At 40.7% G+C, this 15,018-nt stretch carries 9 protein-coding genes; 3 read left to right on the top strand and 6 right to left on the bottom strand.

The window, feature by feature from the left end:
- Window positions 1–8 precede the first annotated feature (8 nt).
- From ACTHN6_RS05140 to nirB, 3 genes are all read right to left on the bottom strand, one after another.
- A complete protein-coding gene (locus ACTHN6_RS05140) occupies window positions 9–833 on the bottom strand; it encodes a formate/nitrite transporter family protein (RefSeq protein ID WP_440434650.1) in 825 nt (274 codons plus the stop codon).
- Between the two features lie 166 nt (window positions 834–999).
- Complete coding sequence (gene nirD / locus ACTHN6_RS05135) at window positions 1,000–1,368, bottom strand: nitrite reductase small subunit NirD (protein ID WP_440434649.1); 369 nt, start codon at window positions 1,366–1,368, stop codon at window positions 1,000–1,002.
- 73 nt (window positions 1,369–1,441) lie between these two features.
- Window positions 1,442–3,961: a nitrite reductase large subunit NirB gene (nirB, locus tag ACTHN6_RS05130; protein WP_440434648.1), complete on the bottom strand. Its 2,520-nt coding sequence runs from the start codon at window positions 3,959–3,961 to the stop codon at window positions 1,442–1,444.
- Window positions 3,962–4,137: 176 nt separating this feature from the next.
- On the opposite strand from nirB, the gene cobA reads away from it, so the two are divergent.
- A complete protein-coding gene (gene cobA, locus ACTHN6_RS05125) occupies window positions 4,138–4,899 on the top strand; it encodes a uroporphyrinogen-III C-methyltransferase (protein ID WP_440434647.1) in 762 nt (253 codons plus the stop codon).
- Window positions 4,900–5,069: 170 nt separating this feature from the next.
- The gene (locus ACTHN6_RS05120) at window positions 5,070–5,756 is read left to right on the top strand and encodes a Crp/Fnr family transcriptional regulator (protein WP_440434646.1); all 687 of its coding nucleotides are present in this window, start codon (window positions 5,070–5,072) and stop codon (window positions 5,754–5,756) included.
- A 15-nt stretch (window positions 5,757–5,771) separates the two neighbouring features.
- Here ACTHN6_RS05120 and ACTHN6_RS05115 read toward each other — a convergent pair whose 3' ends face one another.
- Together ACTHN6_RS05115 and ACTHN6_RS05110 are read right to left on the bottom strand one after the other, a co-directional pair.
- Complete coding sequence (locus tag ACTHN6_RS05115; RefSeq protein WP_440434645.1) at window positions 5,772–6,485, bottom strand: LytR/AlgR family response regulator transcription factor; 714 nt, start codon at window positions 6,483–6,485, stop codon at window positions 5,772–5,774.
- Entirely contained in the window at window positions 6,482–7,501 is a 1,020-nt protein-coding gene (locus ACTHN6_RS05110; RefSeq protein WP_440434644.1) for a sensor histidine kinase, read from the bottom strand. The genes ACTHN6_RS05115 and ACTHN6_RS05110 overlap by 4 nt, the downstream gene beginning before the upstream one ends.
- Before the next feature lie 209 nt (window positions 7,502–7,710).
- Here ACTHN6_RS05110 and ACTHN6_RS05105 point away from each other — a divergent pair, with 209 nt between their 5' ends.
- Window positions 7,711–8,268, top strand: a complete 558-nt coding sequence (locus tag ACTHN6_RS05105) for a hypothetical protein (RefSeq protein WP_440434643.1) — start codon at window positions 7,711–7,713, stop codon at window positions 8,266–8,268.
- Between the two features lie 82 nt (window positions 8,269–8,350).
- Here ACTHN6_RS05105 and ACTHN6_RS05100 read toward each other — a convergent pair whose 3' ends face one another.
- Window positions 8,351–14,683, bottom strand: a complete 6,333-nt coding sequence (locus tag ACTHN6_RS05100) for a fibronectin type III domain-containing protein (RefSeq protein WP_440434642.1) — start codon at window positions 14,681–14,683, stop codon at window positions 8,351–8,353.
- Window positions 14,684–15,018 lie beyond the last annotated feature (335 nt).

The following is a 15,018-nucleotide window of genomic DNA, read 5'->3' as shown; positions in this document are numbered from 1 at the left end:
CCTTTTAATTATGCGGCTTTTTGAAGCATCAGTTCCTGGTCTTCTGTTTGTTTGCCGTGCGTATAATAAACAGCCATGCCTGTAAATACAAGTCCCCCAACTATATTGCCTGCAGTTACAATAAGCTGGTTATACAGCCACCAGTCGCTGATGGAAACTTTGGCGCCAAACATCATTCCTGCAGGTATTACAAACATATTTACAACAGCATGTTCATAACCTAAGGCGAAGAAGATGAAAATAGGCATACCTGCACAAAAGATTTTGCCAATGGTTGATTTTGATGTAAGGCCCATTACCACACCCGTGCAAACCATCCAGTTACAGAGAATAGCTTTTACAAATGCAGTTGCCAAACCTGCTCCGCCAATTTGTGCATAAGCAATGGTTTTTTTTTCAGCCACGGTAATCATCATTTGTTCTACAGCACCCGGCGTGGTTGCTGTTCCCATCTGTGTTGAAGCAGCCCAGTAAAAAAAAGCAAACAACAGGCTGCCGATAAGGTTACCTGTAAAAACCCAGAACAGGTTTTTAAGCATAGTGCCTGCGCTTATTTTCTTTTCAAGAAAAGCAAGTGGTACCAGGGCAAAACTGCCGGTTACCAGTTCAAGGCCAAGTGCAATGATAATTACAAAGCCAACCGGAAAAACCATGGCGCCGATAAGCGGAATTTTTGTTTGCGTTACAGCCGCAAACGCCAGTACAACAGAGATTGCCAGTAGTGCACCTGAAAGCATGCTGCGGATAAGCAGGTCTTTTACCGGTAACAATGATTTGGCAACGGCGGCATTCATCATGGCGCCTGCTACTTCTTTGGGGGATACATAATCCATAAGTTTTAATTTTTAATTATTAGTAATTGGTTTAAGAAATATTGTTTGATGTTGGTTTAAATGAAGAATGGTTTGTAATGAAGTTTTTGAAGGTTTCTGCTACTGGTCTGATGCAGTGTGCGTCTGACCATGTGCTTCAGGACAGGTCATTTGAATAAACCCTGAATTATTCCATTGTTTCACCTATGCCAATAAACACAATGCCATGCTCCACTTTTACCGGGTAAGTTCTAATAGCGCATTCATCACCGCTTAAACATTCGCCCGTGGCCAGCGAAAAAGTTTTTTTATGAAAGGGGCAGGCTACTTTCGGTTCATCGTTTTTAGTGCCGATCATACCCCGGCTCAAGGCCATTTGCTTTTTATGAGGGCATTCGTTTTGGGTGGCATACCATTCGTTGCGGCGGGTAAAATAGAACAGCGCTATTTGCGTGTCTTCATATTTTACACAAACGCCGCCGTTCTCTGCCACATCTTCCACGCGGCAGGCGGCGAACCAGTTACTTTTTTTTACATTGGTTTCATGTAGCATCATAGTTTGTTGATTTTTTTGGTGATGGCAGGCAAACCGTTAGAGGCCTCTTTTATTTCTAAACACGAAGATTGTTTTACCAGTTAGCAGCTTTCTTTTGCTCTCTTAACTGATCAAACTGAACAGTTGGATCTTTTTCTCCGGGCACATTTATAAAATGATTAAAGCGTTTCCTTATTTCGGGGCTGTTGATAGCAGCTTTCCATTCACACTGATAAGCGTTTACCAGTTGCTGCATTTCCTGTTCCCATTGTTCAGCCATTCCAAGGCTGTCATTCACTACCACATTGCGCAGGTAGTCTATGCCGCCTTCCATTTTATTAAGCCAGGTGGCGGTACGGTTGAGCGGGTCGGCAGTGTGTATATAAAACATCAAAAAACGGTCGATGTATTTAATACAGGTTTCGCTGTCAATATCAGTTGCTAATAACAGGGCATGTTGTGGCTTACTGCCGCCGTTGCCACATACATATAAATTCCATCCTTTCTCTGTGGCAATGATGCCGAAGTCTTTGCTTTGTGCTTCGGCACATTCCCTTATGCAACCCGAAACGGCAGATTTTATTTTATGCGGCGCTCTTAATCCGCGGTAGCGTTCTTCCACCTGAATGGCAAAGCTTACACTATCCTGCAAGCCAAAGCGGCACCAGGTTGTGCCCACGCAACTTTTCACGGTGCGCAATGCTTTACCATAAGCATGGCCGCTTTCAAAACCTGCTTCAATCAATTCACTCCAGATGAAGGGCAGGTCACTGAGGTGTGCGCCAAACATATCTATGCGCTGGGCACCGGTTATTTTGGTGTATAAACCATATTTCTTTGCAACCTGGCCTATGACAATTAATTTTTCGGGTGTGATTTCGCCACCGGGAATGCGGGGCACTACGGAATAAGTGCCGCCCTTTTGAATATTGGCAAGAAAGCGGTCGTTGCTGTCCTGGGCGGTGTCGTTACCTTTGGCAAGCACCATTTCATTCCATAAACTGGCAATGATGGAAGAAACAGCGGGTTTGCATACTTCGCAGCCATCACCGGTACCAAGCTGGTCTAAAACGTCGTTATAGGTTTTAAGTTCATGTATTTTTATAAGATCAAAAAGCTCCTGGCGGCTGTATTGAAAATGTTCGCATAATACGTTGCGCACATATTTTCCCTGCTGCTTCATGGTATGTACCATGAGATCTTTAATCATAGGCAGGCAGCCGCCGCAGCCTGTACCAGCTTTTGTACATTTTTTGATGGCATCCACTGTTTCACAGCCGCTTTCGGAAACCGATTGGCAAATAGTTAATTTGGAAACGCTTTCACAGCTGCATATCAAAGCATCATCAGGCAAAGCAACAATGCCGGCGCTATTATCTTTTTTAGCTTCCCTTGCCGGGAGTATCACATCTTCTGGATGCGGCGGCAGTAAAATCTTGTTTTTGCAGGTTTGCAGAAGTAAATTGTATTGAGCAGCATCGCCTACGAGAATACCGCCTAATAGATATTTACCATCGGCTGAAACATTTATCCTTTTATAAATACCTTTTACAGTGTCCTGTAAAACAATATTGCGAACGTCATCGCCACTGGCAAAAGGGTCGCCAAAGCTGGCAACGTCGGTGTCTACCAGCTTTAATTTCGTGCTCATATCAAAACCGGTGAATTGTTTCCTGGCGGATGATTGGGTTTTGTCAACCATTGCGCATATTTCCAGCGCCACTATTTCAGCCATTTCGTAGCCGGGCGCTACCAGGCCATAGATCATCTCATTATATAAAGCACATTCGCCGATAGCGTAGATAGATTCATCGGAAGTTTGCATGGCATTATTTACCACAATGCCACCATTCATGCCGGTTTCCAGGCCACATTCAAGCGCCAGCTCGCCGCGGGGCTTAATGCCGGCAGAAATAACCAGCATATCTGTTTTAAGCGAGGCGCCATCGGCGAACTGCATGCCTGTAATAGCATTTTTGCCTGTGATTTTTGTCGTATTGGTATTGGTGTGAATGGTAAGACCAAGACCGGTTAAAATGGTCATCAGCATTTGGGAGCCGGATTCATCTAACTGGCGGGGCATTAACCGTTGGGCAAATTCTATAACATGTGTATCTGCAATGCCCAGGTCGAGCAACGCTTTAGCCGCTTCCAGGCCTAACAGCCCGCCGCCTATAACAGCGCCGGTTTTGGCTTTTGCGGCATACGCCTGTATAAGATGGAGGTCTTCGATGGTGCGGTACAGGAAAACGCCTTCTTTTTCAACTCCTTCAATGCGGGGCACGAAAGCGGAAGAGCCTGTGGCCAGCACCAGGACATCATAGTGTATTACAAAACCTTTGAAAGTATGCACCAGTTTGGCCGTGCGGTTAATGGCTTGTACGGGGTCGCCAAGGTGCAGGTTGATGCCATTTTCTTTATACCATCCGGCAGGCGCCAGGGTAAGGTCATCAACGGTTTTGCCTTCAAAAAAACTGCTGAGGTGCACACGGTCGTAAGCGGCATATTGTTCTTCCCCAAAAACAGTTATTTCGAGATTGGGCAGCTTCTTACTTACCAGTTTTTCACAGAATTTGTGGCCAACCATTCCATTACCAATTATAAGTATTCTCATACAGTATAATTTTTATTAATATTTATAATTGGCAAACAATCGTGTTATTTAAATAATAAAATTGAATTAATTACTCATATTATTATTTAAATAATATTGTGAAAGTAATATGTTTTTCAATATAATTTTTAATTTAGTGCCATAAAATATTATATATTTTTTAAAATAATATTAATATGAGTAAGCTTATATTGGTTGGTGCAGGCCCGGGCGATCCTGAACTTATCACTTTAAAAGCCATAAAAATTTTACAGCAGGCCGACGTGATATTGTATGATGCGCTGGCTAATGAAGCACTGCTGGAATACGCACTTAATGCAACTGAAAAGATATTTGTGGGCAAGCGATATGGCTGTCATGTATTAAGCCAGCAGGAGATAAACCATCTTATTATAGAATATGGTACAAAATACAAGAATATAGTACGGCTTAAGGGCGGCGACCCTTTTGTATTTGGCCGGGCGCAGGAAGAAATTGACGCTGCTGTTGGAGCAGGTATGGAAGTGGAAATGGTGCCCGGCATATCCAGCGCGCTGGCGGCGCCGGCCTCCGAAATGATACCACTTACCTGCCGCGGCATAAGCGAAAGCTTTTGGGTGGTTACCGGCACTACGCGCAGCGGTGAATTATCAAACGATATAAAACTTGCAGCGCAGTCAACAGCCACAGTTATTATATTAATGGCAATGAGCAAACTGGAAGCCATAATGGAAATATTTACCGGGTATGGTAAAGGTGAAACCGCTGTTGCCATTATTCAAAATGGCACTACGCCTCAATCAAAAATGGTTACAGGAAAAGTAAGGGATATTTATTTCAGGGCCCAACATGCAGGGCTCGAGAACCCGGCTGTAATTATAATTGGAGAAGTGGTGAATTTAAAATCAAAATTATTTTCTGCAATTCCTGATTTGAAAAATATAAGTGCGCCCATGTAAGCGATGTTAGAAACGTAAGAAAACATTACTACAAATTGCTGACATCCGCTTACATGCCTTACATGGTTAGAAGAACGGCCAGGTAAATTTCCCCAAAACTCATTAACTGCGATTTTATATTGGACCTATATCCTGCGGCAGAAACATACTTCCTGTTTATCTTTATCCGCATGAAAAAACATAAAGGCAATTTTGATGCAGCCGATTCTTTTCTTTATCAAAAATGCCTTAAAGAATGGCGGCCTGCATTAGATGCTAACCGGGAAATTATTGATTATAAAAAAGGAGAAATCTTATTTAAAGAAGGCGATAAAGTTGAAGGTGTTTATTTTATGCTGGAAGGTGTGATAAAAGTGCATAAACATTGGGGCGAAGATAAAGAGCTTATACTGCGGTTTGCGCATAATTATGATATCGTTGGCCACCGCGGGCTTTCAACAAATAATATTTCTTATCCCATTACGGCAACCGCTTTAACGAATTGCACCATCTGCTTTTTGAGCCTCGACTTTTTTGTCGCAACGCTTAAAGTGAACATACAATTTATGTATGATTTTATGATGTTTATGGCAGATGAATTACAGCTTTCAGAACAGCGTATGCGCGACCTGGCACACTTGCCCGTAAAAGGCCGTGCAGCCAAAGCTTTATTAGAACTTCTGGATAAGTTTGGTGTAAACACTGAAGGTTATATTGCTTTTACTATTTCCCGCCAGGATATTTCAGCATTTATAGGCGCCACTTACGAATCGGTGTATAGATTAATGACAGAGTTTACAGAAACCGGGTTAATTAAAACAAATGGTAAAGACATTGCGATAATTAATGAAGAAGGTTTAAAGGCGCTCAGCCGTTAATCTAAGTACAAAGAATTACCTCTTAACAAGTTTGCCATCAACGGCCTGCATCAGTTTTTCTTTTGTATTGCGGCTTAAAGGCAATGTGCGTGTATGAATCATTATTTTGTTGCCCGATATGGAATCTATTTTATGCAGCGCTGCTATATAAGATTTATGTATGCGCATAAAAAGATTGGCAGGCAGCCGCTTTTCCATGTTTGAAATAGTAATATAGCTGATCAGCTTTTTGTTATTGAGATGAACGGCAACATAATTCTGCATGGCTTCAACAAACAAAACTTCTTTATAAAATATCCTTTCCACCTGCTGGTTAACTTTTAAAAAGAAATAATCATTTTCACCTGCCGTTTGAGAAGCATCTTTCATTTTATCAGCGAGAAAATGCTTTGCCTTGGTAACCGCTTTTAAAAACCGCTGGAACGATATGGGTTTTACGAGATAATCAATCACATCCAAATCATAGCCCTGCAAAGCATATTGCGGATATGCGGTTGTGAATATAACAGCCGGCATGTAGTGCAATGATTTTAGAAAATCTATACCTGATAATCCAGGCATTTCTATGTCAAGTAAAATAAGATCAGCTTCGCCTTTATTAATGAAAGGATATGCCTGCATAGCATTATCACACACACCAATAAGTTCTAAAAAATCCACTTCTTCAATGTATTCTTTTAGTCCTTTTTGAGCAAAAGGTTCATCATCAACTACTATGCATTTTATCATGGCAACTGTAATTTTAAATGAACAGCATAAGTTGAGTGCTCATTGTTTATTTGTAATTCATATTTGTTTGCATACAGCAGTTCCAGCCTTCGTTTTACATTCTTTAAGCCTATGCTGCCTTTTGATGTTGCAGGCTCATTGCTTTTTGAATTGGCCACTTTAAAAAGCAATAAATTGTCCCGCCTGCACAAACAAATCTTTATACTGTTAGGTTTATCCGTATGGCGGGAAACATGCTTGAAAGCGTTTTCAACAAAAGGCATAAGTAATAATGGAGCGATGGAAAAATTACGTACACCTTCCTCAACTTCAAAACAAATGTGATAATTATTTTGCCTGCGCAAACGCTGCAGATCGATATAGCTTTTTAAATATTCAATTTCTTTTTCAATAGCAACCTGCTCTTCATTGCATTCATACAACTGGTAGCGCAGCAGTTCAGAAAATTTTTGCAGCGATGAACGCGCCGCGGCATTATGCTTGTCAATCTGGAAATAAATAGTATTGATGGAATTAAAAAGAAAGTGCGGGTTTATTTGCGCTTTGAGATAACGTAACTCCGTTTCAAGATTTTCCACCTGTATCTTCTGTAATAATAAATGTTGTTTATACCAGTTCTTGCTTAATATAAGTGCCATGGTAAAACACATATAAAAAAAGGCGACGGAAAAATTATAAAAGGTATTGTAAAAGAAATTTTGCTTCTGAACATTACCTGCTATATAACCATGCAACCATGTATCGTGTAAATTTTTAAACACGGTAAAAAAGACCAGGCAGCATAAAACGAGCAGGCCATATAAAATGTATTTGCCTTTTTTAAAAAAGGAAGGAAACAGGTAATAAATATTTGTATAGCAAATAAGCATTAGCAGTGCATTGCGGATAAAAATATTCAGCCAGTAATGCCATGCGCCTGCCTTTTGCAAAACATCTGTGGTTACATAAGCGTAAAATACTGTTGTAATAATCCAGAATATAATATGATCAATTTTATACCTGCTGAAAAGATGCATTCTTAAAATTATAAACAATTTGCAGCATGCCGCCGTCCTTTATTCAAAATGCAGGTTTTGCATGATGAAATGCAATAAAGCAGGTCAGCATTTTCATGATAAAGTAATACATCAAGATTATAATGCAGTTAATCAAACAAATTATTTCCAGGCAACACCATGCATTTACTTTGATAAACAATTTATTGTTCATCGTAAAATATCTGATCATGAAAAATTTGTTCTTCAAAAAAGCAGCGCTGAAAGCAGGTTTGTTTGCAGCCATCTGCCTCACTGCATTTATGGTACAGGCCAATGCAGGGCTTGATTATTATGAGATTTATATTGGTAAAAAACTCGTTTTAAAACGTGCATTAAACCAGCCTTTAAGCCTTAATAATTTGCCTGTGAGTGAGGCAAACAGTAATGAGCAGCTGGTTATTTATTACTATCAGTGCAATGCACCTGAAAAGCTGGCCAGCAACAGGGTTATAACCTTAAAAGACGCCAGTGGCAATAAAGTGAAAGAATGGAAGTTTGCCAATGCCAAGGGCGCTGATAAAGGAATGGCCATACCCGTAAAAGAACTTTTGCAACTGCAGAAAACGGGTAATAATTCGCTTGCGCTTTTTTATTCTGCGGAAGGCCGGGAACAGGGAGAGAAGATAGCCATGGTTGCCGGAAAAAGTAAAACAGTGGGTTTTTGGAAAGAAAATCAAAATGACAATAAGATAAGCCTGCTGGCATTACTGGCGTTTGCAAGATGGCGTTTTGCAAATGCAGTTTAATTAACCTCGCAAAGTGAATAAAAAAATGCTGCCCTTGTTTTGAAGGGCAGCATTTTTTTATTGATTTAATTACGGTTTATAATTATTGTTTTAATAACTTAAAATAGCTGGCCGCATTTGCATCCCTGTACAATATTTTTAAAATATAAGTGCCTGGTTTTATACTGGCATCAGGCTTGATTTTAAAACTATGTTTTCCTTCCGGAAGGTTTCCAATGTTTTTATTTAAAATAAGCAAACCATTAATAGCGTATAATTCAAGCCTGATATTATCTGGTTTAGTTAAAGATAAATCCACTGTAAAGTCGTTTACAAAAGGATTAGGATAAGCAGCAACTTTATTCCCTGTTATTATATCAGCAGCCTGTAAAGAAGATGTTCCGGCAGTTTTATTTATTGCAGCAATAGGTGTTGCTGATGCCGATGTATGTTCTGTGGAAGGCGCATTGCCGGAAGCTTCATGTTCTTTAATTAAAAGAGCGCCAAGTAATCCAAACTGCGAAGTAAGTGTATTGGGTGCAATCGTAATAACCGCTTCTCCATTTTCATCTGGCTGAACATTATAAACCGTTATAGTGCCTTTGGTATTTAGCGAAGCATTTAATACGGCTTTTTTGCCATTGACCATATAAGAGGAATTCACATCTCCTCCTGCCTGCGAGCTTGCAAAGAATGTAAAATCATATGTAAGGTTAACATTCAGTCCCGTTACTTTCATGGTTGCACTTTGTCCTGTAAACAACCCATAACTATCAGCTAAAACTTTATCGGGGAATACGCCGGAGTTATTGCCTGTGTTCATACCCGGTGCGTATATGCCGGCAAAAATGCCCGTTTGCTGCAAACTAATGGATGATGGGATACCCGAATCATCCAAAAGATTATTCCACACTAAACCATCTTCCGGTAATGCTAATGTATTATTCCAGGGTACGTTAGCCTGATTTTGAAAAGTGAAATTCACATAAATAACCTGTGCGTAAGTAGCAGCGGCAACTGTATTGCAAAAGCCTGATTGCGCTCCTGGTTTTACGGCCCTTACTGAATAATAATAGGTTTTTGCAGAAAGCAGGTTTGAATCTGTAAATGCTGTAACATTTGCAGCTACGGTTTTCTGTAAAGTATATACTGCATTGCTGTCTGTTGCACGCCATATTTCGAAGCCTGTTTCATCAAAACTTCTGTCGGCCCATTGCAGCTTCACCATATTTTTAGTTACTTCTTTAACGAATAAATCTGCAGGCGCTAAAAGCTGAAGCGAGCTGCTATAGCTTTGAATAACCAGTGAATTTATATAAGCATAATCTGCTCCGGCAGCCTTTGATATTTTTATAGTTACCTCACCGGCGCTGTTAGGCGTAATGCCGTTTATCTGCACCGTTTTATTAATATTATAAGCAGCATCCAGCGTTACGGCCTGCCCGTTTATTTCAAACCTTGTATTTCCGTTTAATCCATCATCGTGGCTGTTGAAGAAAATGAAATTGTATTTTTTAGTTTGATCAAGCCCTGAAATTTTCATGGAGTCAATTTTTGAGCTTCCTTCATATTCACCTGTGCGCACTACTTCCTGCGGGTATAAATTATAATCATTGCCAGGCTGCATTCCGCCTGCAATATTGCCCTGGAAGCCATTCAGAAGTTTTAAAGAAATGCCGGTAGTATTGTTCGCATCATCTTTTAAACCTGATATGCCGGCATTGGCCGAAGGCCAGGCTGTAAAATTATTCCATGGAGAAGGCGCTGCTGAACCGTTAGAGAAATTAATATAAACAGATTGAATATTCTGATCTGTTACTGTTATGCTGAATGATACGGCGCCTGATGCATTATGGTTATCAGTAGCTGTTACTGTAACATCATCGAACCTTCCTGTTACACCGTTTGTTGGATTGACGGCAATGCGACCTGTGCCATTTCCATTGTCAGTAAATGTGGCAAACGAAGGCAGGTTGTCAACACTAAGCACAATGTTATCACTGCTATCATCTGTTGCCACTATATCAATGTTTTTCTGCTGGTTATTTTTAATGGAAACATTGGCTATGGGCGTTATTGCCGGAACTTTATTGGCTGTAACTATACTTGCCGTATCAGAAGGAATAGAAGCTCCTGCATTGTTTACAGCTTGTACAAAATAGAAATAGCCGGTGTTGCCTGATACAGAATTGTCGGTATAGCTTTTTGTATTAATAGCAAGGTTGTCTGCTATTAAAGTAAAGCCGCCGCCTGAACCAAATGAACGATATACCTGGTATTTTGTTTCATTATAAGCTGCGTCATTCCACGTTAGCTGAACACCCTGCCCGGCAATGTACGAAGCCTGTAAAGATGCAGGCTTCACCGGCCTGGTAGAATCTGTATAGAAAGATTTAATAGTGATGGCATTGAGGTAACCAACAGGTGTATTAGCACCTTTTGACATAGTAAAGGTGATCGTGCCGTTGGCTGTAGGTTTAATGTCTTTAAAATCTGCAGTATTGGTTGTATTGCCCTGAACATATAAAGATTTGGACTGCGACCCGATTGTATAAACGGTAGTGCCATTATCTGAAGCCCCTATCCAAACACTGCCGGCATAAAAACTAATGCTGTATTTTCTTGAAGTATCCAGCCCTGTAATCTGGCTTGTAACGGTTTCCGGGCCTCCGAAAACTCCGAAATAATAATAATCCTTCAAAACATTATCAGGATAAATACCGGAGTTATTACCTGTTGAAGGGCCTTCATGCCATACAGACCACCAGCTTGTTTGCATATTCAACCCTATACCGGTTGTTCTGCCAAAATTATCTTTTAAAGCCGGGGTATTTACCGAGGTTATATTATTCCACGGCGCACCCATATCATTTTGATCTTTGAATCTTATATAAACCTCCAGGTTAGGATCATAATCGGATACAGTTAGTATAAAACTGCGTTTTACAATTCCACCTGCGCCATCATTTACCGTAACTTCTGCATTATATATGCCGGAGGCATCGTAACCAGGATTTATTATCAATGCTGCAGATCTGGTATCTATGGGTGAAATGGAATAGCCAGCAGGCAATCCTTTAACCGACCATTGAAGTGTTTGGCCGCTATTAGGATCGGCGGCATCTAGTACTATATTCAAATGCCCGCCTTCGCTTACTGTATAATCCGCTATGGAATCCATAACCGGATTTGTATTCGTATTTACAACAAGTGTAAACACCAGGCTGTCTTTACCGCCATGTGTATCTGTAACACGAATTTTTAACCCGTTATATGTTCCGGTATTGGTGCTTAATGGATTGAAGGCAAACGTTGCTGTTCCGTTTCCATTATCTGTAAAACCTGTAAAAGATGGAATATTGGAAGATGAGAAAGTAAGCTGGTCACCATCCGCATCGCTTGCATGAATCTGTACAATCGTTTGCGCGCCGGCCTTTACCGTTAATTGCTGGCTGTTTAAAAAACTGTTATCTATTACAGGCCGGTTATTTAATGTTGTGCCTTTTATGGCAGCAGTGGCCGGAGAAACTGCCAAACTATTTATGGCTTTTACTTTATAATAGTAAACCATGTTTCCATAAAGATTGCTATCGGTATAAGTACTGCTGTTTTCCGGTAATATAGCAGCAGGTTTAAAATGCAGGCTGTCTGATACAGACCTGAATACCTGGTAGCCGGTTTCTGTGGTATTGTTGTCTTTCCACGTTAATTTAACTGATGAGGAAGATAGCGTTGTTGCTTTAAATAATGTGGGTGTTTTTATAGCCGGCATGGCTGTGGTGGTAGCATTTACCAACGGTGTTTTTGCAGAATTGCCAAATTCGTTTACGGCGTTTACGCGGTAAATGTATTTTGTGCGCGGGTTTAAACCTGAATCTGTAAATGCTGAAACTCCTGCTGCCGTTGTATGAATGATCTCTTCTGTTCCGTTTACCACTTTCCTGTAAACCTGGAAGCCGGTTTCATTGTTACTGTTATCTGTCCAGGTAAGATTTATTTTATCGAACGATGTTGCTGTTGCCTGGAGGTTTAGTGGTTTCTTCGGCGCTGTTCCTTCAGGTACATAATCGCTTTTGAAATACATGTTGGCAATTATACGTGTTGTTGTGTTTCCAAACAGCTCTTTGCATGACCACGCTAACTGCATTGTTCTGGGGCCTTTATTCTGAAAATATCCGAGACTTATAGGGTAGAGGCCTTTTTTAAGTATAATGGAATTGGATTTTGACTTGGCAGATTTTCTCACCCCATCGTCATTATTTATAAACGGCATAATACCGGGATCATATTCATTAAGCCAAAATTTGCTGCCATCATCTGAATTAGTGGTAAAAGTGTAGGTGCCATCAACGGGAATATTTATATAGCCCTGCCAAAGAAATGCAAGCTGAGGCTGCCGCCGTGCAGGCTTCAGGTTAACGTTAGGGGTGATGCCTGTTTCCAAAGGTGTAAGCGTATTAAAGTCCGGGACATTTTTCCAATAGCCTTCATAATATTTATATACCAGGCCATTTAAAACGGCCGCCGCGCTTTTAATTTCGCTTTGCGGAGAAACGTTGCCGCTTGAATCCGCAGCCTTTACATAAATAGTATAGCGTTGCCCTGTTTTAAGGCCGCTTATTAAAAAAGATGTATCGGTGGAGACATAACTTTTCTCACCATTTAAAAATACCTGGTAACCGGTTACACCAATATTATCCGTTGAACTGCTCCATGAAATTTTTATAGAAGAATTGGTTGTATACACAATTTGAAGGTTAGCCGGCGCCGTTGGGGCAATGTTATCGACAGTTGTAATTGTATTGGCAATATTCGACATTGCAGCTGCCCCGCTATTGTTTATAGCTCTTACTTTATAATAATAATTTAAACCCGGCGAAGCGGTAGCATCCCTGTATTCCAAACTGTCGGATGGGGCCTTGCCAATGTAGTTATATCCTCCTGTGGCAGACTGGCTTCTGTAAATTTCAAAGGCTGTTTCGTTATATGAGGGATGCGGGTTATCTAACCAGGTAAGCAAAACTTCCGTTCCCGAATTGGCATTGGCAACCAGGTTGGTAGCAGGCGGTGGAGCATTTTGCCCAGCGGCATTCACCACTAAAAAGGGGTCAGACGGAATGCTGGAACAACTATATTCTTCTGTTACAGAAACTGTGTAATTACCTGGCTCTGTTGCCTTGAATATTCTTTCGGTTCCCAGCACAGTGCTGTTGCCGGCTTTCTTCCAGGCATAGCTGGTATAACCACTGCCGGGTATTTCAAGATTGACATAATTTTTACCATCCCCGGAAACAATTACAGGGCTCATTAAGCCTGAAACCTTTATTGGTGGCGCTTTTGTAGGTGGTGTTACATGTATATTCACCGGTATACGTGACCAGTCAGACCATAATGTTCCTCTTAAAACCCTTGCCTCATAAATTCCAAATGAAGTTGCTGTAATTGTATTGCCGGTGGCGCCGGCAATAAGGTTCCCGTTTTTTCTCCATTCATATTTATCAAACCCGGTTGCAACGCCAATGGTAACATTTATGGCGTCGCCGGTACAAAACCCGGTCCTGCCATATAAAACCCAGGGGTTAGAGCTGTACCCTCTTAGTATGAACGGAAAAAAATCGGGTTCAGCAAATGCCCTGTCCCATGTGCTATGCGCTGTATTGGCATACTCAGAGTAACGATAATTTGCACCTGCAGCAAGCATAGCGTCGCGTACCTGTTGTGCGGTGGAGGGTGAAGGCGAGCCATCGAGCTCGCCCTGGAAATTCCATATAGGTGTAAACTTTAGTTTATTTACTACGGAAGGCTCTTTATAGCCTATAGATACGCTTGACATGGGTAACGATGCCCCTATATAATCAGGATAATTAAGAATCATATCCCACGATGCCTGTCCGCCGGAAGACAAACCGTTTACGCTCATGCAAAAGGGATCAAGCTTATTGTATTGAACCATATAATCAATAATATCAATTACCCTTTGATAGGAGGTAACGCCCCAGAACCCCTGGCTTTGCATGAACAACACATACCCATCGAATGTGCCATTGTCAACTGCATCCATATAAGGCTTGCCACCATGATATAATTGACTTTCATTATCCGTTATAGGACCACTTTCCCCACCGCCATGAAATACGATTGCCATTGGATATTTTTTACCATCATTTACTGTGGGGTTATAAGTTTTGGGAAATTTTAAGCGGAAACAGGAGCCTTCGTAGATGTAGGCCTTATACGAATCTGAATTCCATGATACATTTTTTGTTCTAACCCATTTGCCTATCTGACCATAAGGCGGTTCTGCGGGTGGGTTTTGCGGATCGTAATTGATTACCGGGTCATTAGGATTTAAGACAGATTGTGCTTTTACATTTTTATGGAAACCTGCAAGAAATAATACCAACAAAAGAAAAACAAGCGTAAAATTTTGTTTCATCAGATACAGATTTAATTAAAGAAGGTCTTACAAGGTTACAGCAATTAACTTTTTTATCCCTGATTACTAAAATCATTAGGTTGTAATTAAATTCCTGAATAAAATAATAGATTAGGTATAAAAGCCTAACATTTTTTAAATGTTTATATTAAACTATAAATATATGTGCATAGGTATATGCCAGTTTGAACGCAGGTTAGCGGTTTACTAAAATATGCGGCAAGGGTTGTGTTTGCTTATCAGTTCTTAAACACTTTGCAGGGTTCGCCGCAAACTATTGATTAAATTTTGTAGTTACATAACAAAGCAAAAGCTGTTCAATATTGAACAGCTTT

The sequence above is a fragment of the Parafilimonas sp. genome (assembly GCF_051953455.1).
Lineage (GTDB): Bacteria > Bacteroidota > Bacteroidia > Chitinophagales > Chitinophagaceae > Parafilimonas.
Note: the sequence above shows the minus strand (reverse complement) of the source record. Positions and strands in the feature narration are given on the sequence as shown.

Coding starts and splice junctions, on each gene's coding strand:
- ACTHN6_RS05140 (WP_440434650.1), bottom strand. CDS start 833: ATGGATTATGTATCCCCCAAAGAAGTAGCAGGCGCCATGATGAATGCC.
- nirD (WP_440434649.1), bottom strand. CDS start 1,368: ATGATGCTACATGAAACCAATGTAAAAAAAAGTAACTGGTTCGCCGCC.
- nirB (WP_440434648.1), bottom strand. CDS start 3,961: ATGAGAATACTTATAATTGGTAATGGAATGGTTGGCCACAAATTCTGT.
- cobA (WP_440434647.1), top strand. CDS start 4,138: ATGAGTAAGCTTATATTGGTTGGTGCAGGCCCGGGCGATCCTGAACTT.
- ACTHN6_RS05120 (WP_440434646.1), top strand. CDS start 5,070: ATGAAAAAACATAAAGGCAATTTTGATGCAGCCGATTCTTTTCTTTAT.
- ACTHN6_RS05115 (WP_440434645.1), bottom strand. CDS start 6,485: ATGATAAAATGCATAGTAGTTGATGATGAACCTTTTGCTCAAAAAGGA.
- ACTHN6_RS05110 (WP_440434644.1), bottom strand. CDS start 7,501: ATGCATCTTTTCAGCAGGTATAAAATTGATCATATTATATTCTGGATT.
- ACTHN6_RS05105 (WP_440434643.1), top strand. CDS start 7,711: ATGAAAAATTTGTTCTTCAAAAAAGCAGCGCTGAAAGCAGGTTTGTTT.
- ACTHN6_RS05100 (WP_440434642.1), bottom strand. CDS start 14,683: ATGAAACAAAATTTTACGCTTGTTTTTCTTTTGTTGGTATTATTTCTT.